The organism is Terrabacter sp. RAF57 (genome assembly GCF_052113925.1).
GTDB lineage: Bacteria > Actinomycetota > Actinomycetes > Actinomycetales > Dermatophilaceae > Terrabacter.
Window position 1 is genome coordinate 15,220 of the sequence record NZ_JBFRDT010000018.1, and the last position, 26,125, is coordinate 41,344.

Genomic DNA, 26,125 nt, shown 5'->3' on the forward strand with positions numbered 1-26,125 from the left:
GCGGTTTGCACCGCTCCGAGCCATCTGCCGAGGACGTCACATGCGCGCGCTGCAGTTCACCGGGCCCGACCAGTTCCACCTCAACGAGGTCCCCGTCCCCGAGCCGGGCCCGGACGAGGTGCTCGTCGCCAGTCGGAGCGTCGGGATCTGCCACTCCGACATCGAGTTGCTCGCCGGCCGATACATCATCCCCTTCGCCTACCCGGTGATCCCCGGCCACGAGTGGTCCGGCGAAGTCGTCCGCGTGGGCCGGGATGTCAAGGGTCTCGGCGTCGGCGACCGGGTCGTCGGCGAGTGCGTCATCGGTGACGACCACTTCGGCTTCAGCATCAGCGGGGCCGCCGCCGAGTTCTTCCTGGCCAAGGAGGCCTGGCTCCACCGCCTTCCCGACAACCTGTCGTGGACCCAGGGCGCCCTGGTCGAGCCGTTCAGCTGCGGCTACTACGCGACGGTCCGCGCCGACAACCTCGACGCGAGCGACACGGTTCTCGTGCTCGGGACCGGACCGATCGGGCTCGGCGTCGTGGCCGCCTCGGTGGGCCGAGGTGCGAAGGTCGTCGTGGCCGAGCCCTCAGCGGACCGGGGGGAGCTCGCTCTGCGGCTCGGTGCCGACGAGGTGCTCGACCCCACTGCCGAGGGCTTCGTCGGCGCGGTGCAGGAGGCCACCGACGGCGAGGGGGCCTCCGTCGTCTTCGAGGCGAGCGGCAAGCCGGCGGCGATGGCGACGGCGCTCGAGGTCGCTGCGTTCCGCGCCCGGATCGTCTACATCGGGATCGACGTGGGCGGCTCCGCACCTGCGAAGCTCGGCTTGTTCCAGTCCAAGGAGCTTCAGGCTCGCGGCATCATCGGTTCCCCCGGCGTCTGGCCGCAGACCCTGCGCTTCCTGTCCCGCAGCGGGGTGGACCTCAGCCCACTCGTCACCTCCAGCCACGATCTCGCGGACTCCGAGAAGGCGATCACCGCCGTTCTGGAGGACCGGTCCCAGGTCAAGGTCCACATCACCTCGTCCGCCCAACTCTGACGGGTAGGGGGCCGATGATGCGCGCAGGAGTGCTCCACGGTCGCTTGGACCTTCGGGTCGAGGACCGACCAGAGCCACGACCCCGCGAGGGTGAGGTCCTCATCCAGGTCGCTCTCAACGGCCTGTGCGGTACCGACGCCACCGAGTACGCGAAGGGACCGATGATGGTCCCGCTCACGGACCGACACACCGGCAGCGGCCACGTGGGGCCCACCGTGCTCGGCCACGAGTTCATCGGGACCGTCGTCGCCGCCGGCCCAGACGCAGGGGACGGGGGCAGACGCTGGACCGGCCGACGGGTGGCCTGCGGCGCGGGAGTCTCGTGCGGCTCCTGTCGGTGGTGCGCGGCCGGTCGCACCAACCTGTGCGAGCGCTACTACACGCTCGGGCTGTCGACCCACGGTGGACTCGCCGAGCTCGTCGTCGCTCCCGTCAGCACCCTGGTCACCATTCCGGACGGGTGCGACGACACCGAAGCGGCGCTCGCACAACCCTTCGCGGTCGGCCTGCACGCCATCGACCGCGCCGAGATCGCTGACGGGGACGACGTCGTCGTGCTCGGCGCCGGCGCGATCGGCTCCTTCGTCCTGGCCGGGCTGCGTGGCCACCGGGGCACGGTCACCGTGGTGGACGTCGACCCCGACCGCCTCGACGTGGCGCGACGACTCGGCGCGACGAGCACCGTCGCGGTGAGCCGCGAGACGACGCTCGAGGAGCTGCGCGACCTCGTTCCCTTTCAGCCCCACGTCGTCATCGAGAGCTCGGGCGCGCCCGGCGCCGCGGCCCGCGCGCTGTCGCTCTGCGCGCGAGGAGGGCGGACGCTGCTGGTGGGCCTCGTCAAGTCCCCGCAGGAGCTCGCTCTCGCGGACATCGTGCTGCGTGAGGTCGACATCGCGACCACCGTCGCCCACATCTGCGCCACGGACATCCCCCGTGCCCTCGCGCTGCTCGAGAGCAGTCCGCTGGCGGGCGTCATCGGCACCACGACGGTGCCCCTCGACGATGTCGTCGCTCGTGGTCTCGACCCGATCGTGGCCGGCTCCGCGGGCGGCAAGATCCTGGTGGACCCTCGCCGTGGCTGACGTCGCGGTCCTGGGCACCGGCCGCATGGGGTCGGCGATGGCTCGACGCGTGGCCGCCGCAGGGCACCGGGTGCGGGTGTGGAACCGCACGCGGTCATCCGCCCAGGCCCTGGTGGACTCGCAGACACACGGCGAGCTCCTCCTGGCCACGACCCCCTCGGAGGCCGTGACGGACGCGGACGTCGTGCTGACGATGCTCGCGGACGGCGACGTGACCACGTCGCTGCTGCTCTCCGAGGCCGTGCTGAGCGCCCTGCCCACCCACTGCCTCGTCATCGACCTGGGGACGAGCGGAGTGGCGGCGGCAACGAGTCTGGGTCGCCGGCTCGGCGAGGCAGGACATCGCTTCGTCGACGCTCCCGTGTCGGGCAGCGTGCCCGCCGTCACCGCCGGCACCTTGCTCGTGATGGCGTCCGGGCGGCCCGACGACGTCATCGCCGCCCGGGGGGTCCTCGAGTCCTTCGCGGGCGAGGTGCTCCGGGTGGGTGACGTCGGCGCAGGTCAGGCGATGAAGCTCGCGGTCAACCTCGTGGTCCACGACCTCAACGCGGCCCTGGCCGAGGCCCTCGTCCTCGCGGAGCGGTCCGGAGTCACTCGGACGGAGGCCTACGACGTGCTCGAACGCAGTGTCGTCGGGGCTCCCTTCGTCCACTACAAGCGCCCTGCTTTCCTCGACCCGCAGACGCCGATCGCGATGAGCCTGGAGCTCGTCGCCAAGGACCTGCGCCTGATCACCGAGCAGGGCAGGACGACCGGCGCGGCACTGCCGGTGACGGAGCAGACGCTGCGGCGGGTGCAGGGCGCCGTCGACGCCGGGTGGGGCCCGCGAGACATGGCCGACCTGAGTCGTATCCAGTCTGCAGGGGACTCACGCGAGTAGTCGTTTCGCCCGCTTCGCGGGTGTCCGTCCCGAGGCGCGCATCACGGTCTTGTCTCGTTGACAAAGACCCGAGCGTGAACCTCTTGTTAACGCCAAATGCTCTATGTACAGTCTCACCCAACACCTTGGTCGCCCGTGATCCGGACGGTCAGCATCGAAACCCTCAGTGTCGAGGAGTGGGTCATGGATCCGAAGAACGAGACGGTCAGCCCGTCGCGCCGCACCCCCCGGGGGCTCTCGCGTGGACTGCTGACCGTGGTCGCGGCGTTGGCCCTTCTCGTCATCGCCGGCTTCATCTTCGCCCCGAGCAGTGTCAGCTCCGGTGCGATCCAGAGCATGCTGCCGTTCGCAGCCGTGCTCGCCATCGTCGCCCTCGGGCAGACCCTGGTCGTCATGCAGGGCGGCATCGACCTGTCGGTCGCAGGCTCGGTGTCACTCGTCATCGTCATCGTGACCCACCAGGCCTACGGCGACGACTCCAAGGTGCTCCCGGCCGCCCTGCTCGCGCTGGGGGTCTCGCTCCTCACCGGGCTCGGCAACGGCCTGCTCATCGGACGCCTCGGCCTCAACCCCATCGTCGCCACGCTGGGCACCAACGCGCTGCTCTACGCCGCGGTGCTGGCCGTGTCCGGGGGGACCCCCCGACAGACCACCGACCTGCTCGCCCGGCTCGCCGGTGACAGCACTCTCGGGATCCCACACGCGGTCCTCGTCGCCGTCCTCGCGACCGCCGTCGTCACGGTGATCGTCAAGAAGACGGCGTCGGGACGTCGCTTCGAGGCGGTCGGTGCCAACGGCTCGGCGGCGTGGGCTGCTGGTCTGCGCGTGCAGGGCTTCAAGGCCGGCGGCTACGTCTTCGCGCAGGTCTTCTACTGGCTGGGCGCCCTGCTCCTGGCCGGCATCCTCAACAAGCCCACGGCATACCAGGGCGACAGCTACCTGCTGGCCTCGGTGGCAGCAGTCGTCCTCGGAGGCACCTCCCTGCTCGGCGGTCGGGGCAACCTCGTCGCCACAGCCGTCGCGGCGCTCTTCCTGATCCAGCTGGACCAGTTCGTGCTGGCCCTCGGCTTCGACTTCGCGGGCAAGACGCTCGTGCAGTCGGCCGCCTTCGCAATCGGTGTCGCGCTCTACACCATCAACTGGTCGCGGCTGCGAAGGCGATCACAGCGTCCAGCGAGCACCGTCCCAGCCTGACCCCTCTTGCTTCATCCCTCACCCGGCTCATGACCATCAGAAAGGTCGATCCGCAATGTCCCGACCCAACACAGCCATCCGCGTCCTCGCAGTGTCGAGCGTCGCCGCCCTGGCTCTCGCAGCCTGTGGCAGCTCGTCCGACGGCGCCTCTCCCGCCGCCAGCGGAGGCAGCACCGTCTCGGGCGCGCCATCCTGGTGCGGCTCCAAGCAGATCACCCTGGGCCTGACCGACGGGTTCGGCGGCAACAGCTGGCGTCTCGTGACGACGGCCTCAGCCAAGGACGAGATCGCCAAGTGCCCGAGCGTCACGAGCTTCACGTACGCCGACGGTCAGGGCGACACCCAGAAGGCCATCTCCGACATCCAGGGCCTGGTCGCCAAGGGAGTCAACGCGCTCGTCGTGTTCCCGGACGCCGGCAACGCCATGCTCCCTGCTCTGCAGAGCGCCAAGGAGGCCGGCGTCACCACGGTGCCCTACCGGGTCAACCCGGGCGGCGCCGACGGCAAGGACTACGACGTCTGGGTGGGAGCCGACTTCGTCACCGACGGCAAGAACTGGGCCGACTGGCTCACCAAGACCCTGCCGAGCGGGGGCAACATCCTCTTCCTGTCCGGCCCCGCAGGCAACAGCCAAGGGCTCGACGAGCTCAAGGGCATGAAGGAGGTCCTCGACCCGGGGAAGTACACCTTCATCGGGCAGGCGCCGTTCGAGGTCACCAACTGGGATCCCGCCAAGACCCAGCAGGTCCTGAGTGCCGCCATCGCGAAGTACCCGAAGATCGACGCGATCGTGTCCGACTTCGGACCGTCCCTCGTCGGTGCTCTGCCGGAGTTCGAGAAGAGCGGTCGCTCCATCCCTGCCCTGGCGACGTCCGACGGCAACGTCCTCTCGTGCTTCTACGAGGCGCACAAGGCACAGAACCCGGACTTCAAGCTCTTCACCGTGGCCACGGGCAACGACAACGCCCGACTGGCGGTCCAGTGGGCCGTCGCCCTCGCGACCGGTGGCACCCCGCCCGCGTCGAAGCAGTTCAAGGCTCCCGCCTTCGAGGACTCGGTCGGCGGCAAGCCCAGCCCGGTGACGTGCAAGAAGGACCTTCCCGGTGACATCTACCTGTCCGCCCAGATGGCCGGACAGGACCAGGCGAAGCTGCTCAAGTGACTCCGCACGGGGCGGCCGGTGCCGTCACGACCGACGGCCCGGCCGACCCCGTGCCCGTCGATGTCGCCACCGAGACCAAGACGCTGAGCGAGATGCCGACCGAAACGCCGACCGAAGGACTGGACGTGACCAGAGACACCGCGGTGATCGCCGAGTCGGCGATGGTCCTCTCCGGCATCAGCAAGAACTACGACGGGGTCGCGGCGCTCACCGACGTCTCCCTGGAGATCCGTCGGGGCGAGGTCCACGCCCTGCTGGGCGAGAACGGCGCGGGCAAGTCGACCCTCATGGGGGTCGCCTCCGGCGAGGTGAGCCCGGACGCCGGCACCATCACCGGCGCGGGCACGCTCATCGAGCGGCTGACACCCGCCCTGGCCACCCAGCTCGGCATCGCGATCGTCCACCAGCACCCAGCGGTGCTGCCCGACCTCACCGTTGCCGAGAACCTCGTGGTCGCCGTGCCCGGTGCCGTCCTCGGAACCGGCGCGGAGCAGATCCGCACGATGCAGCAGATGCTGGCCGATGTCGGCTCGAGCGCCCACCTCGAGGACCGGGTCGGCAACCTCAGCGTCGCCCAGCGCCACCTCCTCGAGCTGGCCAAGGCGCTCGCGGTGGAGCCGAAGCTGCTCATCCTCGACGAGCCCACCGCCCCGCTGGGCGCCGACTCCGTCGACATGCTCTTCGAACGCGTGCGGCGGGCCGCGGCCACCGGCACCGCCGTCGTCTACATCACGCACCGCCTCGCAGAGGTCCGCGAGCTGGCGGACCGCGTCACCGTGCTGCGCGACGGCAAGGTACGCGGAACTGCCGAGGTGGAGGCCATCACCGACGACGAGCTGCTGTCACTCATCGTCGGGCGCCAGCTCGAGTCGACCTTCCCGGTCAAGCCACCGCAGGACGAGCTGGGTGACGAGGTCCTCGCCGTCGACGGGATCTCGGGCGCCGGCTTCTCCGACGTCTCTTTCACGGCACGCGCCGGTGAGATCATCGGCGTCTCGGGGATCGTGGGCAACGGCCAGAGCGAGGTGCTGCGGGCGCTCGCCGGGCTCACGGCCTTCTCGGGCTCGGTCACGGTCGGCGGCGTGTCGCGGACATCGCGCGACCTGCGCAAGCGCTCGGCCTACCTCCCGGCCGACCGACACGACGAGGGCCTCATGATGACGCTCTCGGTTCGCGAGAACGCAGCTCTCTCCGCCCTGGACCGGCTGCGGGGTCGCGTCCTGCTGAGCCGCCGCCGGGAGGACACCATCGTCGGGGCCGAGCTCACCGCTCTCGACGTCAAGACCGCCTCACCCGAGACCGTCGTCTCGGCCCTGTCCGGGGGGAACCAGCAGAAGGTCGTGCTCGCCCGGGCCCTGCTCTCCCGCCCCGCCATCGTCCTGGCCGACGAGCCGACGCAGGGCGTCGACGTCGGCGCACGCGCGGAGATCTACCGGATCCTCCGCGAGGTCTCCGCCGCGGGCGTGCCGGTCGTCGTCGCGTCCTCCGACGCCAAGGAGCTCGAAGGACTCTGCGACCGCGTCCTCGTCATGTCACGCGGAGCAGTGCTCGACGTCGTCGAGGGGGCTCAGGTCACCGAGGAACGACTCATCCACTCGGCCGTCAGCGCGACGGTGCACCAGGGCGGCGCCAGCCGGACGGCCAGCTCCGTCTCGACCCGGCGGAGCCGCTTCCTCACCGGGGACTATGCCCCGGTCGTCATCCTCGCGCTCGTCATGCTCCTTCTCGGCGCCTTCGTGCTGTCGCAGAACTCGCGATACCTCGCACCCTTCAACCTCACGTCGGTCATGACCTCGTGCGCGGCCCTCGGCTTCATCGCCCTCGGGCAGACGATCGTTCTCATGACCGGGGGAATCGACCTCTCCGTCGGACCGCTCGCCGGTTTCCTGGTCGTCGTCGGCTCGTTCTTCCTGACCGCCGAGAAATCGGCCGCGGTCATGGCGCTGGGACTGGTCGTCATGCTGGCGGTCGCTGCCGCCACCGGAGCCGCCAACGGCAGCCTGATCCGCTTCGCCAAGTTCACCCCGGTGGCGGCCACGCTGGCGAGCTACATCGGCATCCAGGGCCTCAGCTACCTTCTCCGGGACTCGCCCGGAGGAAACATCGCGATCTCCGTGACCCGCCTCGTCAAGACCAAGATCGGTCCGGTACCTGTCGTCTTCCTGCTCCTCGTCGTCACTGCCGTGGTGCTCGAGTACGCCCTGCGCAGGCGGGGCCCCGGCCTGCGGCTGCGCGCCATCGGATCCGACGAGGACGCCGCCCGCCGGGTCGGGATCAATGTCGGCCGCACGGCGGTCCTGGCGTACGTCGCCGCCTCCTGCTTCGTCTTCCTGGGCTCCATCGTGCTGCTCGGCCAGCTCGGCATCGGTGACCCGGCTCAGGGCGTGGGCTACACCCTGAGCAGCATCACCGCGGTGGTCCTCGGTGGCACCAGCCTCCTGGGCGGTCGTGGCACGTTCATCGGCACGCTGCTCGGCGCCGGGCTCATCGTCCAGGTCTTCAACGCCATGGTCTTCCTCGACCTGTCGCAGACGTGGCAGTACTTCTTCCAGGGCGCCCTCATCGTGGCTGCCGCCGTGATCTACAGCCAAGTGCGCCGAGTCAGGGCCTGACAGCGCTCGACACCATCACCAGACCTTCGAATCACCCTGCAGGCAGGGCGGTCCGTCATCCATCGACAACCACCGAGGAGACTCAAGTGCGCGCAGCACGCTTCCACGGACAGTCCGACATCCGCATCGAGGACGTCGGATCCCCCGAGATCAAGGCCCCCGACGAGGTCCTCGTCGAGGTCCTCTGGTGCGGCATCTGCGGCACCGACCTGCACGAGTACCTTGTGGGCCCCATCGTCACCCCGACCACGCCGCACCCCCTGACCGGGGTGACCCTCCCCCAGACGCTCGGGCACGAGTTCTCCGCCCGGGTCGTGGAGGTGGGCGCACAGGTCACCGACGTGGCGGTGGGCGACCGGGTGAGCATCATGCCTGCGATCGTCTGCGGCCGATGCACCTTCTGCCGACAGGGACTCGGTCACCTGTGCGTCCGGTTCGCCTGCACCGGGCTCTCCGCCGAGACCGGGGGCCTCGCCCAGTACGCCGTGCTCAAGGAGTACCAGGTCTCGACCCTCCCCGACGAGGTGTCGGACGTGGAGGGGGCCGTCGTCGAGCCGGCCAGCGTGGCGGCCTACGGCATCGACAGAGTGGGGATCCGCGGCGGCGACATCGTGCTCATCACCGGCGCCGGACCCATCGGGGTGCTGTCGGCCCTCTACGCCGATGCCCTCGGCGCTGCGACCGTCGTGATCGCCGAACCCAATCCCAACCGCGCAGCGCTCGCGGCCTCCCTCGACGTCGGTCCGGTCCTCGACCCGACCGCGGACGGGTTCGCCGAGTCGATCGCACAGCTCACCCGAGGCGCCGGCGTCGACGTGGTCGCCGAGTGCTCGGGCAGCACCCCGGGCCTGACCACGGCGATGAACAGTGTGCGCACGCGTGGCTCGATCGTGCAGACGGGCCTGCACACCAAGCCGGCCACCATCGACGCGATGCGGCTGTCGGAGAAGGACATCAGCTACATCGGCAGCTGGTGCTACCTCATCACCGACTGGCCGCGCATCATCAGGCTCATCGCCTCGGGGAAGTACCCCGTCGCCAAGGCCGTCACGGCCCAGATCGAGCTGGAGCGGGTCGTCCCGGACGGCTTCGACGTCCTCGTGAACCCGTCGGGCGACCAGCTCAAGATCCTCGTCTCGCCGACCGGCGCGACGCCGGCCTGACCGGGCCCACCGACCCTGCGCCACCGGCCGCGACCGACCAGCTGCCGATCCATCCACGTTCTCGAGGAGTAGTCATGGTGTCACCGACGTACGGCACGAACGCGGTCGACTGGGAGAGTCGCCTGGACCTGGACCGGCTGCGCCGCGAGCGCCTGGCCCGGCTCAAGGCGGAGCTCGACCGGTCGGACCTCGGCGCCCTGCTGACCTTCGACTTCCACAACATCCGCTACATGACCGCGACCCACATCGGGACATGGGCGATGGACAAGATGATCCGTTTCGCCATTCTCCCCCGCGGGGGGGACCCCGTCCTGTGGGACTTCGGGTCGGCCGCCCGTCACCACCAGCTGCAGTCCACCTGGCTCGACGAACCACACGCGGCTGCGGGTCGGGGAGAACACTACGGCGCCCGCGCGGGCATCTCCACGCTGCGCGGCGCGATCTCCCCCGGGGCAGGGCGCGCCGCGGACGTGGCCGCCAAGGTCGCCCAGGTGATGCGCGACTTCGGGCTCGACGGCCAGGCCATCGGCGTCGACATCGTCGAGCCGCCGGTCCTCTTCGCGCTCGAGGCGGCGGGTTTCCACGTCGTCGACGGACAGCAGCTCTTCCTCGAGGCGAGGCGGATCAAGACCGGGGACGAGATCGGCCTGCTCACGCAGGCAGCGTCGATGGTGGATGCTGCCTACGAGAACCTCTACGAGTTCCTCCGTCCGGGCGTCCGTGAGAACGAGTGCGTCGGCGTGGTGAGCAAGACGCTGTACGACCTCGGCTCGGAGCACGTCGAGGGAGTCAATGCCATTTCGGGAGAACGGTGCTCACCGCACCCGCACGTCTTCACCGACCGGCTGATCCGGCCCGGCGACCCGGCCTTCTTCGACATCCTGCACAGCCACATGGGCTACCGGACCTGCTACTACCGCACCTTCGCCGTGGGCAGCGCATCACGGGCCCAGCGGGACGCGTACACGATCTGTCGCGAGCTGATGGACCGGGCGATCGACATCGTCAAGCCCGGCGTGACGACGGCTGACGTCGTCGCGCTGTGGCCCACCGCGCAGGAGTTCGGCTTCGCCAACGAGGAGGCGGCCTTCGCGCTCCAGTACGGCCACGGCGTGGGCCTGTCGATCTGGGAACGACCGATCTTCAGCCGCCTCACCTCCTTCGACAGCCCCGAGACGCTGGAGGAGGGCATGGTCTTTGCCCTCGAGACCTACTGGCCCGCGGCCGACGGTTGGGGGGCGGCCCGGATCGAGGAGGAGGTCGTCGTGACCGCCACGGGCTGCGAGGTCATCACGAAGTTCCCTGCCGAGGAGCTGCTCGTGGCCGGCAAGCGCTACTTCACGACCGGCGGCCACCTGCCGACGATGCGCGACAGCCAGTCCCACCTCAACCGCGCGCCGCGCGGCACCGACGCCGACTCGGGCACCGATGCCGACTCCGGCACCGATGCCGACGCCGACTCGGGCACCGACGCCGACTCCGGCACCGATGCCGAGTCCGGCACGAGGAACAGCTCCACCCCGGCGGAGGTCGGCGCATGAGACTGCCCCTGGCGGAGCACCGCTACGGCGAGCACGGCGTCGTGCTCCCACCGGAGCGGAGCGACAGCAACGACGCGCTCGACGTCGACCTGGAGACGCGGCGACAGCTCTACCGCTCGATGCGAGAGATGCGGACCTTCGAGAAGCGCGCCTACGACCTCTTCATGAAGCAGCTGGTCAAGGGCACGAGCCACTTGTCGCTCGGCATGGAGGCCATCGCGGCGGGCTTCGGAGCCGCCATGCACGAGGACGACTACACCTTCGCCACGTACCGCGGCCACGCACACACCCTCGCGAGGGGCGTGCCGATGACACCGGTGCTCGCCGAGCTGCTCGGACGGGCCAACGGCCTGATGGGAGGCAAGGGCGGTTCGATGCACCTCACGAGCGTCGAGCACGGGATGATGGGGTCCTATGCCATCATCGGGGCGCACCTGACGATCGCCAACGGAGCTGCGTGGTCCGCGCAGTACCGCGGGTCGGGCCAGGTGGCCGTCTGCTTCTTCGGCGACGGGACCACCAACATCGGCGCCTTCCACGAGGCCCTCAACTACGCCGCGGTGTACCGACTACCGGTCGTCTTCGTGTGCGAGAACAACCTCTACATGGAGTACACGTCCATCCGCGACATCACCGCCGTCGCGCACCCGGCGGCCGACCGGGCCGCGGCGTACGGACTCGAGTCGATCGTCGTCGACGGCAACGACGCCGACGCCGTCCACCTCGCCGCGCTCGAAGCCCTCGACCGGGCGCGCTCGGGCCGGGGCCCCTCGCTCGTCGAGGCCCTGACCTACCGCCACGGAGGGCACTCGCGCGCCGACCCCGGGAAGTACCGTCCCACCGGGGAGGTCGACGCCTGGAAGACCTACGACCCACTCACGATCTACCGCGAGCGACTGGGGCGGCTCGGCGTTCCGGAGGCCGAGCTCGATGCCATGGACGCGACGGCTCTCGCGCTCGTCGATGCGGCCACCGAGGGAGCCATCGCCGGCGAGCTCCCCTCTCCCGAGAGCGCGTTCACCGATGTCTGGGCTGATGGAGGATGGTCATGGCGCAACTGAGCTACCGAGATGCCGTCGCGCGCGGCATCGCACAGGAGATGCGCCGCGACGAGCGCGTCGTCGTCGTCGGCGAGGACATCGCCGGGGCCGGCGGCGTCTTCAAGACGACGGTCGGCCTGCTCGACGAGTTCGGCCCGAAGCGGGTCATCGACACACCCATCAGCGAGCAGGCCATCCTCGGCGCGGCCATGGGCGCGGCGATGACCGGGCTACGACCGGTCGCGGAGATCATGTTCTCGGACTTCTTCGCCGTGTGCTGGGACATCGTGGTGAACCAGATCGCCAAGACGCGCTACATGACGGCGGGCCAGGTGACCATGCCGCTCGTCATCAAGACGGGCAACGGCGGAGGCCTGCGCTTCGGGGCCCAGCACTCGCAGTCGATCGAGAACTGGGCCATGGCCATCCCGGGGCTCAAGGTCGTGACGCCGTCGACCGCCGAGGACGTCGTCGGCCTGATGGCCGCGGCGATCCGGGACGACGACCCGGTGATCTTCTGCGAGCACAAGGGTCTGTATGCCGCCAAGGGCGAGGTGCCCGACGGCGAGATCGTCGACACGCTCGGCACCGCCAAGGTGCGCCGCCCCGGTCGCGACGCGACCATCGTGGCGCTCGGCATGATGGTGCCGAGGGCGCTGGCTGCTGCGGAGGACCTGGCCACCCGCGGCATCGATGCCGAGGTCATCGACGTGCGCTCCCTCGTACCTCTCGACACCCGGACGATCCTCGACTCGGTCGCCAGGACCGGCAGGCTCTTCACCGTCGAGGAGAATCCCCAGCTGCTCGGCTGGGGTGCCGAGATCGCGTCGCTCGTCGCCGACGAGGCGTTCTGGGACCTCGACGGACCGGTGCAGAGGATCACGACCCCGCACATCCCGCTGCCGTCCGCCGACTCCCTGGAGGACCTCGTCATGCCGTCCGCCGAGAGCGTCGCCCGGACTGTCGAGAAGGCGCTCCAGTCGTGAGCGTGCCTCCGTCGCTGGCGCCCTTCCTCCCCGGGGGTCGGCCGGCCCCTCGCGCTTCAGGTGGCCACCGCCCCCGGCAGGTGCACTCTCCCCGGGTGCGTCGTCTGGCGCACGACCGGGGCGTGCACCTCGGGGGACTCACCGGCACCGGTCCGCGCGGCCGGGTCACGACGGACGACGTGGACCGGGCGGCCTCGATGGCGGAGTCCCTCCCGCTCGCCACTCCGGTCGCCGCTCCCGGCACGGTGCGCGCTCGCCACACCGCGGTCACCGAGGTGGAGGTCACCCGTCTGACGACCTCACCTGACCTGCTCGCCTGGCTCGTCGAGTCGTCGGTCCGGACGGTCCGGTCCGTCCGCGCGGCGACGGCCGAGGTCGTCCCTACGACGGTGTCGGTCCATGGGCCGCCCGGGGGCGCGCCACGGACGGTCGTCAACGCCCACGACCTCGGAGTGCAGGGGATCGAGCGGGTCCTCGGAGCCGCAGACACACCCCTGAACGGCTCTGAGGGGCAGGCCTCCCGGCCCGAGCTGTCGGTCCACGACCTCCGGGGCACCGGCGTCCTGTTCGACGTCCCCGTGCTCGAGGACGGCGTGGTCGTCGCGATCTCGTTCGGAGACGTCGTCGACCGTCCCACCGTCGTCGAGCTCCCCGACGGTGGACGCGGGATCGGGATCGGCTCCTTCGTGCACCTCGCTCTCACCGTCGACGAGCATCTGGCTGGTGCCAGCGCAGCGCGGCTGCTCGCCCGGGTGCGTCAGCGCCTCGAGGCCCACGAGAGCGGGAGCTCGTCGTGAACGCCCGGACCGAGCACCTCGCGTACTCCACCCTCGTGCACCCGGGCGACACCTGGCCGGAGATGCGCGACAGCCTCATGACCTACGCGCCGGCCGTGAAGCGGAGGGTGTCGCCCGACACGTCGTATGCCGTCTCGCTCCGTCTGTCCGCCTCGTCGGCGCAGACGCTGACCGACGACCCGGGCGAGCGGGAACGTCTGCGGGTCTGGCTGGACGAGAACGACATGTACGTCTACACCGTCAATGCCTTCCCCTACGGCCCTTTCAAGGGTCGTGTCGTGATGGAGGAGGTGTACGAGCCCGACTGGTCGGATCCTGACCGGGTTCGCTACACCTGCCAGGTCGCCGACATCCTCGCCGAGGTCTGCCCGTCCCACGTGTCACCGTCCATCCAGACCTCGCCGCTCGCCTTCCGACCCAAGGTGCAGACGACCGCGGACCGGGCCACGCTGACCGAGAACGTCCTCACCGTGGTGGCACACCTCGTCGACCTCGAGCGCACGACGGGGCGGCGAGTCAAGCTCGCGCTGGAGCCGGAGCCTGCCTGCTTCCTCGAGACGACCCCGGAGACGGTGGACTGGTTCCGCGAGGACGTCTGGTCCTCGACCGGGACGGAAACCCTGTGCCGGCTCACGGGACTCCCCGTCAGCGAGGTCGCGGGGCTGGTCCGTCGCCACCTCGGCGTCGTCTTCGACATCTGCCACCAGTCCGTGCAGTTCGAGGACATCGCCCGGTCGCTGGAGCTGCTCTCCGACGCCGGGGTCCCGGTCTTCAAGCTGCAGGCCGCAGCCGCGCTCCGCGTCCCGGACGTCACCGACTCCGCCGTGGACGCCCTCGAGGCGTTCACGGACACGATCTACCTCAGCCAGACGACGGAGCGACGAGACGGGCGCCTCACGCGGTTTCTCCACCTCGCCGACGCCATCCGGGCCTGGCGCGCCGACCCCGCAGGAGGTCCTCGCGAGTGGCGGACGCACTTCCACGTACCGATCTTCCTCGAGGACCTGGACGGACTCAGCACGACGCGGGCCGGCATCGTGGCCGCGCTCGAGGTGCATGCCCGGACCCCGCTCTCGGACCACCTCGAGATCGAGACCTACACGTGGGACGTGCTGCCCGCGCACCTCAAGAACGGCGACATCGTCGACTACGTCTCGCGCGAGCTGGAGTGGATCCGCGCTGAGCTGGATCGGTTGGACCCGGGGCGATGATCGACCATGCCTCCCTGCGGGACCGGGCCGAGGCCGCCCTCCCGCCAGACGTGTTCGCCTACTTCGCCGCGGGCGCAGGGGACGAGACCACGCTCACGCGGCAGGAGCAGGCCTGGGACGAGGTGCTGCTGCGGCCGAGGGTGCTGCGGGACGTGTCGGCGACCTCGGCGGCGTCTCAGGTGCTCGGACATCCGATCACCTCGCCCGTCCTCGTCGCCCCCACTGCCACCCACCGGCTGGCCCACCCCGAGGGTGAGGTCGGGGTGGGCAAGGCGGCCCGGGCGGCGGGCAGTCTCCTCGTGCTGTCGATGAGGTCGAGCACCCGGGTGGAGGCTGTCGCCGCCGCTGCCGGTCCCTTCTGGCAGCAGCTCTACGTGCTGCAGGACCGCGGCGTCACCGACGAGGTCGGCCGCCGTGCCGCCGCCGCCGGTGCGCTGGCTCTCGTGGTCACCGTCGACACCCCCCGCGTGGCTCGCAAGCGCGCCGGCCTCCCTGTCTCCCGTCCGAGCACCGGGATCATCGAGTCGCTCGACCACCGCGACGTCGGCGACCGACGGATGGTGCAGGCCGCGGACGTCGGCCCACACGACCTCGAACGGCTCGCCGCGACCAGCGGGCTGCCCGTCGTGGCCAAGGGGGTGCTGACCGCAGAGGCCGCCAGGGACTGTGTGGCTGCCGGCGCTTCTGCCGTGGTCGTGTCGACGCACGGAGGGCGGCAGCTCGACGGGGTCGTCCCGGCGCCGCTGGCCCTGCCGGAGGTCGTCGAGGCCGTCGGCGACCGGGTGGAGGTCTACGTCGACGGGGGCGTCCGCACGGGATCGCACGTCCTCAAGGCGCTCGCCCTCGGAGCGCGAGCCGTGCTCGTCGGACGACCGGTCATCTGGGCCCTCGCCACCGGCGGGTCCGACGGGGTGCGAGGCCTTCTCGTCGACATGGCCTCGGAGGTCGAGGAGGCGCTCGCCCTCGCCGGGTGCCGGTCCTGCGCCGACGTCGGGCCCGACCTCGTGCGCCGCTAGGACCAGCGCCGCTCCCGCACGGGCGTATGCCGTGCTGGCGCTGCGCGAGCGCCCTCCCTCTCCCCTACCTAGGAAGTGACGACATGACGACGACAGCGGTCACGGACCAGACCGAACGCGCTCTCTTGGCTCGGATCCCCACCGGGCTCTACATCGACGGCCGGTGGACCGAGGCTGCCGACGGTGGCCGGTTCGAGGTCGTCGACCCCTCCACCGAGACCGTCCTCGCCACCGTCGCCGACGCGCGACCCGACGACGGCGACCGCGCGCTCGCTGCGGCGCACGCCGCCCAGCCGTCGTGGGGGCGCACTCCACCGCGCGTCAGAGCCGAGATCCTCCGCCAGGCTTTCGAGCTCGTGACCATCCGCGCCGAGGACTTCGCGCTGACCATGACCCTCGAGATGGGCAAACCCCTCGCCGAGGCGCACGCCGAGGTCAGCTACGGGGCCGAGTTCCTCCGCTGGTTCGGCGAGGAGGCAACGCGGATCTCCGGCCGGTACTCCACGGCTCCCGACGGAGCCAACCGCCTCGTGGTCACGAGGCGACCGGTCGGGCCGTGCCTGCTCATCACACCGTGGAACTTCCCGCTCGCCATGGCGACCCGCAAGATCGCGCCGGCCATCGCCGCGGGCTGCACCATGGTCCTCAAGCCTGCCGCGCTGACCCCACTGAGCGCCCTGCTCCTCGCCGAGGTCCTCGAGGACGCCGGCCTGCCGCCGGGTGTCCTCAACGTCATCCCCACGACCGACCCGGGGTCGGTGAGCGGCCCGCTGCTGTCGGACGCGCGGCTGCGCAAGCTGTCGTTCACCGGCTCGACACCGGTCGGCCAGCGGCTCATCGCCGCCTCGGCCGACCAGGTGCTCCGGGTCTCGATGGAGCTCGGAGGCAATGCCCCCTTCATCGTCTTCGAGGACGCCGACCTCGACGCCGCCGTCGAGGGAGCGCTCGCCGCCAAGCTGCGCAACGGCGGTGAGGCCTGTGTCGCCGCCAACCGCTTCCTCGTGCACCGGAGCCTCGCCGACGAGTTCGGACAGGCCCTCGCAGCACGGATGTCCTCCGTCACGGTCGGTCGTGGCACCGACCCGGCCACACGCCTGGGTCCCCTCATCAACGCCGCGGCCGTCGCGAGGGTGGGCCGTCTCGTGGACGGAGCCGTCGCCGCGGGCGCCCGTCTCGCCCTCGGTGGCCGGGCACTCGACGGACCCGGCCACTTCTTCCCGCCCACTGTCCTCACCGACGTGCCAGCCGGCGCGGACATCCTCGACGAGGAGATCTTCGGACCGGTCGCCTCGATCGTTCCCTTCGACACCGAGGACGAGGCCGTCCGCCTCGCGAACGCCACGCCGTTCGGACTCGTCTGCTACGTCTACACCCGCGACCTCGACCGAGGGCTCCGGATGGGCGAACGTCTGGAGACCGGGATGCTCGGCCTCAACACGGGCGTGGTGTCCAACCCGGCAGCTCCGTTCGGCGGCGTGAAGCAGTCCGGCCTCGGCCGCGAGGGAGGACGTGAAGGTATCGAGGAGTACCTCGAGACCTGCTACATCGGCGTGGCCGACCCCTTCGCAGCATTCGGATGAGGGTCGGTCCGCCGCCGCGCCCTCACTCCCCGGGGCGTGCGATGACCGCGAGCACGAGCGAGCCGGGTTCGCGGTGAACTTCCCGGCGCGCAGGTGCGCCGAGTCATGGGCGGATGCCGCCCACCTCCGGGGAGGTGGGCGGCATCCGCCATGTCGAGAGATCTGTCGCTTCGTCAGCGCACCGCGTAGGCCGCCTTGACGACCTGCGTCACCGAAGCACCCTTGCGGTCGGTCACCTCGACCCGCGTGGTGACCGTCTTGCCGCTGGCACCCGTGTGGTCGACGACCGCGCTCCACGCCCCGGCGTTGCTGGACACCGCGGCGTCCGTCCACGTCGTGCCACCGTCGTAGGAGAAGGCGAACGTCGCCGAGACGATGTCACCAGGGGCGTAGCCGCCGTGACCGGTGACCCGGATCGGCAGCACCTGCCCCGCCGAGGCGGCGAGGGTCTTGCTGCCTTCCTCGGGCAGGCCGACCCGCGGGAAGAGCAGCGGGAGACCGACCGAGAACGTGTCGGGGTCGAGCGCGGAGCGGAAGCGCCACGTCGTCGTGACCTCGGTCGATCGGGCCCACTGACGCGCCGGGCTCCCGAACTTGCCGGTGTTCATCTCCAGCTCGTAGGCCGAGTCCTCGGCCGGCACCTCGAAGACGCCGTTGGGGGTGTAGCTGTAGCCGATCTCCTCGCCGTTGCGGCGCAGCGTGAGGTTGCCCTCGTCCCCGAAGCTGCCGGGGTTGGCCACGTGCCCGAAGTCGTCGCCCCACATCTGGGGGGCGAAGCCCATCAGGCCACCCTGCCGCTCGGCCGTCAGCTGCTCGACGCCCTGGTCGTTCTTGATCGCAGCCGGGGCGACGATGCCGCCGTACCAGCTGTCGGTGCGGACGCTGCCGGCCGGGTAGGTGCGCCAGGCCTCGGTCATCGCCTCTCCGAAGGGGAAGCTCGAAGTGAGGTAGTGCAGCCACTTCGTGCCGCCGTCGGTGTAGAACTCGGTGCGCTTCCTCGCGACGTGGACCGCCTCATAGGCGGAGACACCGAAGGTGACGCCGTTGTCACGACCGGCATAGACGTAGTCCAGGAGCGGCGTGTCGACACCCATGCCCTTGTAGTCCGCCTCCGTGCGGCCGAGCTTCTTGTCCTGGGCGACGAACGTCTTGTCGTCGGTCAGCGGGGTCGACTGGGTGAAGCCGAGGTTGTAGACGTACGGGCTGCTGGCCGTCGCCTTCCAGGAGAGCGTCAGCTGACCACCGGGGGCGGTGGCAAGGAGCGCCTGGAGCTGGTCGCCCTCGGCCATCGGAAGGGAGTAGGTCGCCACGCTGAGCGGCGTGAACCCGGCCACCGGCAGCCACTTGCCGGGAGCCGGAGCGTACGCGAGCAGGGCCCTGACACCGGCCGCGCGAGCCCGGTTGACCATCGACGGGGAGATGCCAGCGGTGCTGACCTTGACGAGCACGACCTTGCCACCCACGCGGGCGGGGTCGAAGATCGAGCCGGTACCACCGTCGACGAGACCCGCAGTGCCGACACCGTCGAGGCCCGGCGCCGCGTTCGGCGCCGCGATCGGGTGCAGCACCGGTCCTGCGACGACCGACAGCGACTCGACGGCAGGCGCGTAGCGGCGCGACCAGTCACCGAACTCCCAGGTGCCCTGCTGGGGGTTGCCCTGCACGTCGGCGTACACGGCGGTCGTCGTCGAGCCACTGCTGAGGGAGCCGGCGTGGATCCACGTGTCGTCCCACGTGCGGGAGAACGAGAGGACCGAGGCCTTGGGCTCACTGGGTCGGTCCGTCTTGACCGACAGCAGGTGCGCCTTGGTCGCGTCGAAGTCGACGGTCGTGTCGCCGGTGATCTTGATCTCCGGTCGGCCGAAGTAGGCGATGGAGCCGACGGTGTTCGGGGTCAGCCAGGTCGGGTCGGGGCTCCTGACGAAGCTCGACAGGAAGTAGGTGCCGGGACGCACCTGGAACGTCTGCTCCGCGGCACCGTTGTTGAAGGCGCGCTGCGCCTTGATGGAGTCGATGTTGACCACGTCGACGCTCGAACCCAGGTTGGCGGGCTGACCGAGGCGGTCCTTCATCCGGACGGTGAGCTGCACCGTCTGGGGAGTGACGTAGAGCGAGAAGGGCGTCGACACGTTGGCGCCGCCGGTGGCCAGGATGCGGCCCGTGACGTCGCCGTACTGCGCAGCCGCGAGCTTCGCGGTCGGGTCGACCTTCAGCGGGACCTTGACGGTGCCACCAGCGGGGATGGTCACCGACGAGGCTCCGAGGACGGCCGGCGTCGACGTGACGGCGGAACCGTCGTCACCCGTGACACCGGCGACGGACAGCTTGAGGGTGACCGGCTGGTCGGTGACGTTGGTGTAGGGAAGGTCGATGGTCGTGACCTGGGCGCTCGTGTGCGGCCACGCGAAGGTGCCGCCCTGCACCGGCATCGTGGTGACCGAGGCCTTGGTGGCGGCGAAGACATCGAGGCGGCCGGCACCCTGCGCGCGGACGTCACCGGGGACATCGGACTTCGCCGACGACACGAGGGCCGCCTTGAGCTGCTGCCCGGTCCAGGTCGGGTGCGTCTGCTTGACGATGGCGGCGGCACCGGCGACGTGCGGCGTCGCCATCGACGTGCCCGACATCGCGACGTACGCGTTGTCGCCCCGCCCGCCTGAGCGCGCGGCGGTGATGCCGACGCCCGGCGCCGAGATCTCCGGCTTGAGGGTGTGGTCGACCGCTGTGGGCCCGCGGCTGGAGAACCATGCCGGCACGTCCTGACGGTCCACCGCGCCCACCGTCAGCACGGCGGGAGCACAGCCGGGAGCCGAGACGGTGTTGTTGGCCGAGCCGGTGTTGCCGGCAGYGATGACGAAGAGCGCCTTGCTCGTCGTGGCGAGCTCCTGGGCCGCCGACGACATGGGATCGTTGCAGGCGGACGGCGACCCGTTGCTGCCCAGGCTCATGGAGACGACGTCGGCGCCCTGCCCGACCGCCCACTCCATGCCGCCGATGATCATCGAGTCGGAACCTCCACCGTTGTCACCGAGCACCTTGCCGATGAGCAGCTGGGTCTCGGGGGCGACGCCCTTCTCGAGACCAGCGCTCGCCGCACCAGAGCCGCCCACGGTGGAGGCGGTGTGCGTGCCGTGGCCCTGCACGTCCGACAGTGCGCCACCCGCCGACCCGGTGAAGTCCTTGGACGCCACGATCCGACCCTTCAGGTCGGGGTGCTCGGCGTCGGCGCCGGTGTCGAGGACGGCGACCTTGGTGCCACTGCCCTTGAGTCCGCTCGCCCAGGCGAGGTCGGCGCCCACCTGCTTCGTCGACTGGTCGAGCGTGGCGTACGCCTTCGCGTCGAGCCAGATCTTCTCGATCTTCGCACCGGCTGCGGTGGACGGGTCCGTCGCGTCCGCGAAGAAGGCAGCGGCCTGCGCCTTGCCGGCCTTGAGCGCGATGCCGTCGATCGAGTGCAGGGTCTGACCCTTGGCAGCGCCCTTCGGCGTGGCGGGCGCGGAACGCGCCCGGCTGAGGTCCGTGGAGTAGCGGGCGATGACCGGCACGCTGTCGGTGCTGGCGTCGTCGTAGCCCATGGCCACGAGCCCCGTCACGTTGAAGAGCTCCTCGTCCACCTTGTCGGAAGACAGGGCGTCCACGGCATCGGCGGGGTAGACGTAGACGTCCTTGCCGACCCGCCGAGTCTCCACGGAGGGCACGGCGCCGTCCTCGCGCGGTAGCACCGTGACGATCGGGGCGTTGGTGCCTGCCCCGGTGACGAGGACCTTGTCGCCCGTGATCAGGGTGACGGTCTTGGGAGCGTCGCTCGTCGCCTGGGCAGCGCGCGATCCGACGATCGGACGGGGTGGGGCACCTGAGCCCTGGCCGAAGGCCGAGGTGGGGGCGGCCGCGGTGGCGGCAACGATGGCAACCGTTGCCACCCCTAGGGTGTGACGCCAGATGGGGCGCATGCTGTGGTCCTCCGGGGAGTGGGGGCGCGAGCCGCTGTTCGGGTCACGCTGCGTGGGGGGCGCCGGGTGGGGAATCCGGCGCCGTCAGTCACAGTGCCGGAGCGCCGGTTTGTCCGGAAGAATGTGCGTGCGGCGGTTATGCGTCATGGCGCAGGTGCGCCACCCGCCCTGACGACGTCAGAGTTGGCGGAAGGAGCGACATGGAAGCGCTTGCGGCTTTGGGTCTCGGTCCGGCGGAGGCGAACCTGTACCGCACGCTGGTCGGGCTGGGTGGCACGACCGTCGACGACCTCACCCATCGCTGCCAGCTCTCGAACGCGGAGGTCGAGGAGAGTCTCGTCGGGCTGGAGCGCATGGGACTGGTGGCACAGTCGGCCGCCACGCCGGGCCGCTGGGTAGCGGCGCCACCGGGGATCGCGCTGCGCGCCCTCCTCAACGACCGCCGWCACGAGCTCGATCAGGCCGAGCTCGTGGCCGCGCGGCTGGCGGAGGCGCACCGCACCGATGCTGCGGGGAGCGTTCACGATCTCGTCGAGGTGGTCGTCGGGGCCGGCGCGGTCGGACAGCGGTTCCACCAGCTGCAGCTGGGCGCCGTCGAGGAGGTCTGCGTCCTCGTCACCGACAACCCGACGGCCGTGACGGCGTCGGAGAACCAGGCCGAAGACATCGCGGCGGCCCGCGGCGTCCGGTACCGGGTCGTGCTCGAGCGCGACGTGCTGGAGCAGACGTCGCAGACCGAGCTGGTGGCGGTGATACGCCGCGACGAGGAGGTGCGGATCAGCGACCGTGTCCCGACCAAGCTCGTCATCGCCGACCGTCGCACCGCGATGGTGCCCCTTGATGCAGACTCCCCGGAGCCGGCGGCCCTCGTCATCCACTCGACCGGGCTCGTCCAGTCCCTCCTGTCGCTCTTCGACTTCGTCTGGCGCGAAGCCTGGCCGCTCAACTTCGTGTCTCCCGAGAGCGACGAGCTCGTGGAGACGGCCCCGGGTCCGGACGAGACCGACCTCCAGGTGCTCTCGCTCCTCATCGCCGGCGCCTCCGACGTCCTGGTCGCGCGGCAGCTCGACGTCGGGCTACGCACCGTCCAGCGCCGGGTCCGGTCGCTCATGGATGCCACCGGTGCCAACAGCCGCATCCAGCTGGGTTGGGCGGCACACGAGAAGGGCTGGCTCCGCCGACCGTAGCTCGAGGGACTCCGCCCTCGACCGTTGAGGCGGCCTGGAGTGCCCGACTCCTCGGCCAACGTTGGACAAGGGTTGTACATCTTCGCGATCGGACGCTTAAGGTCGGAGCCATGGACCCCCGCTCCGCGCTCGAGGCGGTCCGGACCGCTCCGACCCTCCTCGAAGCCATGCGGGCAGCGTCGACGCTCGCCGATGTCACTGCGCAGGCGGACGGTGACGGCGTCCGTGACCTGATCTCGGCCACGCTCTCCGACGATCCCCTGACCGCCCTCGCCGCCGTCCACGCGCTCGGCGTCTGCGACGACCCCACCGCGGCACCGGTGCTCGCACGCCTGGTGGCTGACGGGCGGCGCCACGTGGCGGAGCACGCGCTCGACGCGCTGCGGCACACGGCTCCCGTCGACGAGGCGCTGCCGCACCTCGTCAGCTCGAGCCGCGACGGCGGCTTCACCGGGATGCTGGCCCAGCGCACCCTCGAGAGCTGGGCGGTGCGGCAGCCGGACCGGGTGCGTGGCGCCCTGGTGACCGGGCTGGCGTCAACGACCGACGACGACGGCCGCACCCGACTGGCCGAGACATTGGGGCTGGTGCCCGGCGCAGCGACCACGATGGCGCTCGTGGCTCTCGCGGCAGACGACACCGAGGCGCTCCCGGTGCGCGCGGCCGCGACGGCCGCCCTCGGCGACGGACCCGCAGCCGACCACAGCGCCGAGGCACTCCTCGTGTCGTTGGCCCGTACGGTCGGCCCTCTGGCCCAGACCGCCCGGCTCGCCCTCTTCGACCTGCGTCCGGCCCCGGCACCGCCCGTGCCCGACGGGTTGACCGTCGTGCAGCTCTTCCTCCACTCCGACATCGACGGACAGCTGCACCATTCCGGCCGGGGCGACACGGGCGGCATCGCCACGCTGCTCGTGCACCTCGGGGACGCCCTGCTGCGCGGCGAGCCCGCGATGACTCGGGTCATCACCGTGTCGGGCGGCAGCCCCGAACCGGCCCAGTTCCCCTCGGGACGTCCGTCCGCCGCGCCCGGTGGCCACGTCGGCTCCTCGCTTCTCGCGAGGGGCCACCACTACGCGAAGGTGCCGCTGTCGGGTCCTGTGGGGGTGAGCCGTGCGTGGCCTGCGCGGGTCGCGGCGCGCCGCGGGATCCGCCGGGTCCTCCGGACCGCCGGTCGCGTCGACGCGATCCACCTGCGGATGGCCGACGTCGGGTCCATGGCCGCCGCAGAAGTGGCGGACGAGCTCGGCATCCCCGTCGTGCTGACCCTCGCGCCCGACCCCCAGGCCCTCATCGACGCGCGGGACCACGCCGGGACGCTGACCCGTGCCGGGTTCGACGCAGCCGATCTCGTGGAGCACCTGTGGTTCCGCGACCAGCTGCTCCGCGACCTCGCCGCGCGCGCTTCCCACCTCGTGCTCTTCCCGCGCCCACAGGTCGGCGACGACCTGCGGCGCTACCTCGGGATCGACATCGACGTGCAGCGAGACCGCCTCAGCGTCGTCGGCGAGGGCATCGACGTGGCAGGTGTCGACCGCATCGTCGGCGAGACCCTGGATGGGTCGGGACGTCGCCGCGGGTCCGGCGTCACATCCGCCGTCGACCAGCTCGACAGCCTCCTCGACACCCTCCCCGAGGACCGCCGAGCCCTGCCGACCGTCGTGTCGGTCGGTCGGCTCAACCCCGTCAAGGGGATGGCGACCCTCGTGCAGGCCTGGCGCGACGACGCCCGGCTGCGCGAGCGCTGCAACCTGCTCCTCGTGGGCGGCGATCTCGACCACCCGAGCGACGAGGAGGCCGCCGAGCTGGCCCGGATCGACGCCGTCGTGCCTGCCGCCGAGGCGGCCGACCTGGGGCTGCTCGTGGCCGGGCACCGTCCCAACACGACGACCATCGCGTGGCTCGCGCGGCTGCGCGGACGTCCGGGCGACACGGCGCCGCCCGGCGTCTATGTGAGCGCGAGCCTCAAGGAGGAGTTCGGCATCGCGATCCTCGAGGCGATGGCCGTCGGGCTCGTCGTCGTCGCACCCGACGGCGGGGGCCCGGCGACCTACGTCGCCCACGGGGAGACGGGCATCCTCGCCGACACGTCCATTGCCGCCGGCCTCGCGGGCGCGACCCACGAGGCGCTCGACCTCGCAGCCGCACCGGAAGCCGACACCCGGATGGCGCAGGCCCGGGACATGGTGCGCACGCGGTTCGGCATCGACACGATGGCCGCGTCGCTCGCCGCGGTCTACCGTGAGGTGGCGCCGCAGCGAGCGGGCGAGCCGCGCCTTTCCGACGCCGTGGAGGGAGCCTCGTGACCCTCCTCGTCATCAGCCCTGACTACGCCTCCCACCTCTACCCGCTCGCCACCCTCGCCACGGCCTGGCGTGATGCGGGTGAGCGCGTCGTCGTCGCCACCGGCACGGCCACCGATGCCCTCGTCACCGCCTTCGGCTACGAGCGCGAGCACCTGCAGCTGGGGCGCGGCTCGAACCCCGGCGTCATCCGGGCCGAGGAGCAGCCGGCGGGCGAGGACGACTCGCTCCGTGGGTTCTTCGAGGCGACGCGGCTCGGCGCCGTCGAGACGCTGGCCTACCAGGCCCGGGCGCGTGGTGACGACCTCCTCTGGAACGCCGTGGGCGTGGCCCGGGCCGTGCACGACGTCGTCGACCGGGTGCGCCCGGACACGGTCGTCGTCGACCACCTCGCCTTCGGTGCGCGACTGGGTCTCGCCAGCAGGGGCACCAGCCACGCCGACGTCGTGCTGGGTCACCCGTCCGCTCTCACCGTCGGCGACGAGGTCTACGGCTACCCGCCTGCCTGGCCTCGTGCCTTCACGCCCGGGCCGGACGCGCTCGCCGAGCTGCGGCGCCTCTCGGAGCAGGTGCGCGACGACTTCACCGCGCAGTGGAACGCCGCACTGGCGCTGCTGTCGCCGGGGGCCACGCCGAGCGTCGACGCCTTCGCCGAGACCGGCGACGTCCTCATGCTCAACTACCCCGCGGAGCTGCACGACCACGACCGCACCGCCCTGCTCCCGCGCCACACCTTCCTCGGCTCCGCGGTGCGGGCCGAGGCCTCGGACGAGCAGGTCGAGACGTGGCTCGGCCGCAGCGACGAGCCGGTCGTCTACGTCAGCCTCGGCAGCTTCCTCTCCGCCCGCTCCGACCTGCTCGCGACGATCGTCGAGGCGCTGCGCCCACTGGACGTCCGCGTCGCCCTGGCCCACGGGTCGACGCCGCGCCCCCTGCTGGGTGCACTCCCCGAGTCGTGGCTCGTACGCGAGATGCTCCCGCAGGTGACCCTGCTCGGTCACGCTTCCGTGGCCGTCTCGCACGGCGGCAACAACAGCGTCACCGAGTCACTGACAGCCGGCGTTCCCCTGCTCCTCCTCCCCCTCTCCACCGACCAGTTCGCCGGCGCCGCCGCCGTCGAGGCGCAGCGGCTGGGCGAGGTGCTCGACCCCAACCGCGCCGACGCCGCCGCGATCCGCTCGGCCGCCGAGCGCCTGATGGGTCCCGCGGACTCCGTGGACCGCGCGGGGCTTCACCGGCTGGGTGCGTCGATGCGCGAGCACCCGGGACCCCTTCGGGCCCGCGACGCACTGACGCGGCAGACCACGCCCGCACACGGGAGCGGTCCCGCAACGCTCTGAGCGTCACCCCGGCGCGTGGGGACGTCGACCCGGCAGGTGGGGCGGCGGCATACGCCCTCGGTA

General features: G+C 71.1%; 18 protein-coding genes. 17 read left to right on the forward strand and 1 reads right to left on the reverse strand.

Annotated features, from left to right (window positions below; genetic code table 11):
- The first annotated feature begins 40 nt into the window (after positions 1–40).
- The 14 genes from AB4Y83_RS17815 to AB4Y83_RS17880 all read left to right on the forward strand — a co-directional run bounded on the left by AB4Y83_RS17815 (position 41) and on the right by AB4Y83_RS17880 (position 17,285).
- Positions 41–1,021 carry a zinc-dependent alcohol dehydrogenase gene (locus tag AB4Y83_RS17815; RefSeq protein ID WP_442276344.1) on the forward strand — a complete coding sequence of 327 codons (981 nt, stop codon included), beginning with the start codon at positions 41–43 and terminating at the stop codon, positions 1,019–1,021.
- 17 nt (positions 1,022–1,038) lie between these two features.
- The gene (locus AB4Y83_RS17820) at positions 1,039–2,103 is read left to right on the forward strand and encodes a zinc-dependent alcohol dehydrogenase (RefSeq protein ID WP_442297678.1); all 1,065 of its coding nucleotides are present in this window, start codon (positions 1,039–1,041) and stop codon (positions 2,101–2,103) included.
- Positions 2,096–2,983 carry an NAD(P)-dependent oxidoreductase gene (locus AB4Y83_RS17825; RefSeq protein ID WP_442297679.1) on the forward strand — a complete coding sequence of 296 codons (888 nt, stop codon included), beginning with the start codon at positions 2,096–2,098 and terminating at the stop codon, positions 2,981–2,983. Before AB4Y83_RS17820 ends, AB4Y83_RS17825 begins: the two co-directional genes overlap by 8 nt.
- Before the next feature lie 183 nt (positions 2,984–3,166).
- Positions 3,167–4,177, forward strand: a complete 1,011-nt coding sequence (locus AB4Y83_RS17830) for an ABC transporter permease (protein ID WP_442276347.1) — start codon at positions 3,167–3,169, stop codon at positions 4,175–4,177.
- A gap of 55 nt (positions 4,178–4,232) precedes the next feature.
- Complete coding sequence (locus tag AB4Y83_RS17835; protein ID WP_056771813.1) at positions 4,233–5,339, forward strand: substrate-binding domain-containing protein; 1,107 nt, start codon at positions 4,233–4,235, stop codon at positions 5,337–5,339.
- The gene (locus AB4Y83_RS17840; protein WP_442297680.1) at positions 5,336–7,951 is read left to right on the forward strand and encodes an ATP-binding cassette domain-containing protein; all 2,616 of its coding nucleotides are present in this window, start codon (positions 5,336–5,338) and stop codon (positions 7,949–7,951) included. Before AB4Y83_RS17835 ends, AB4Y83_RS17840 begins: the two co-directional genes overlap by 4 nt.
- Positions 7,952–8,037: 86 nt before the next feature.
- On the forward strand, positions 8,038–9,114 hold the full coding sequence (locus AB4Y83_RS17845; protein ID WP_442276349.1) for a 2,3-butanediol dehydrogenase: 1,077 nt from the start codon (positions 8,038–8,040) through the stop codon (positions 9,112–9,114).
- 74 nt (positions 9,115–9,188) lie between these two features.
- Positions 9,189–10,655: a M24 family metallopeptidase gene (locus AB4Y83_RS17850; protein WP_442276350.1), complete on the forward strand. Its 1,467-nt coding sequence runs from the start codon at positions 9,189–9,191 to the stop codon at positions 10,653–10,655.
- Positions 10,652–11,716, forward strand: a complete 1,065-nt coding sequence (locus tag AB4Y83_RS17855; RefSeq protein ID WP_442297681.1) for a thiamine pyrophosphate-dependent dehydrogenase E1 component subunit alpha — start codon at positions 10,652–10,654, stop codon at positions 11,714–11,716. The genes AB4Y83_RS17850 and AB4Y83_RS17855 overlap by 4 nt, the downstream gene beginning before the upstream one ends.
- Positions 11,704–12,681, forward strand: a complete 978-nt coding sequence (locus AB4Y83_RS17860; RefSeq protein ID WP_442297682.1) for an alpha-ketoacid dehydrogenase subunit beta — start codon at positions 11,704–11,706, stop codon at positions 12,679–12,681. The genes AB4Y83_RS17855 and AB4Y83_RS17860 overlap by 13 nt, the downstream gene beginning before the upstream one ends.
- A gap of 95 nt (positions 12,682–12,776) precedes the next feature.
- Positions 12,777–13,478 (forward strand): E3 binding domain-containing protein, encoded by a 702-nt coding sequence (locus AB4Y83_RS17865; protein WP_442297683.1) that lies wholly within the window; start codon positions 12,777–12,779, stop codon positions 13,476–13,478.
- On the forward strand, positions 13,475–14,689 hold the full coding sequence (gene eboE / locus AB4Y83_RS17870; RefSeq protein WP_442297684.1) for a metabolite traffic protein EboE: 1,215 nt from the start codon (positions 13,475–13,477) through the stop codon (positions 14,687–14,689). The genes AB4Y83_RS17865 and eboE overlap by 4 nt, the downstream gene beginning before the upstream one ends.
- Positions 14,686–15,705 carry an alpha-hydroxy acid oxidase gene (locus tag AB4Y83_RS17875; RefSeq protein ID WP_442297685.1) on the forward strand — a complete coding sequence of 340 codons (1,020 nt, stop codon included), beginning with the start codon at positions 14,686–14,688 and terminating at the stop codon, positions 15,703–15,705. Before eboE ends, AB4Y83_RS17875 begins: the two co-directional genes overlap by 4 nt.
- 83 nt (positions 15,706–15,788) lie before the next feature.
- Entirely contained in the window at positions 15,789–17,285 is a 1,497-nt protein-coding gene (locus AB4Y83_RS17880; RefSeq protein WP_442297686.1) for an NAD-dependent succinate-semialdehyde dehydrogenase, read from the forward strand.
- Positions 17,286–17,458: 173 nt separating this feature from the next.
- On the opposite strand, the gene AB4Y83_RS17885 is transcribed toward AB4Y83_RS17880, so the two are convergent.
- Entirely contained in the window at positions 17,459–21,205 is a 3,747-nt protein-coding gene (locus AB4Y83_RS17885) for a S8 family serine peptidase (protein ID WP_442297687.1), read from the reverse strand.
- A 230-nt stretch (positions 21,206–21,435) separates the two neighbouring features.
- On the opposite strand from AB4Y83_RS17885, the gene AB4Y83_RS17890 reads away from it, so the two are divergent.
- The 3 genes from AB4Y83_RS17890 (at position 21,436) to AB4Y83_RS17900 (ending at position 26,062) form a co-directional block, all read left to right on the forward strand.
- Complete coding sequence (locus tag AB4Y83_RS17890) at positions 21,436–22,422, forward strand: helix-turn-helix domain-containing protein (protein WP_442276358.1); 987 nt, start codon at positions 21,436–21,438, stop codon at positions 22,420–22,422.
- Positions 22,423–22,532: 110 nt separating this feature from the next.
- Positions 22,533–24,725: a glycosyltransferase gene (locus tag AB4Y83_RS17895; protein WP_442297688.1), complete on the forward strand. Its 2,193-nt coding sequence runs from the start codon at positions 22,533–22,535 to the stop codon at positions 24,723–24,725.
- On the forward strand, positions 24,722–26,062 hold the full coding sequence (locus AB4Y83_RS17900) for a nucleotide disphospho-sugar-binding domain-containing protein (protein WP_442276360.1): 1,341 nt from the start codon (positions 24,722–24,724) through the stop codon (positions 26,060–26,062). The genes AB4Y83_RS17895 and AB4Y83_RS17900 overlap by 4 nt, the downstream gene beginning before the upstream one ends.
- Positions 26,063–26,125: the final 63 nt, after the last annotated feature.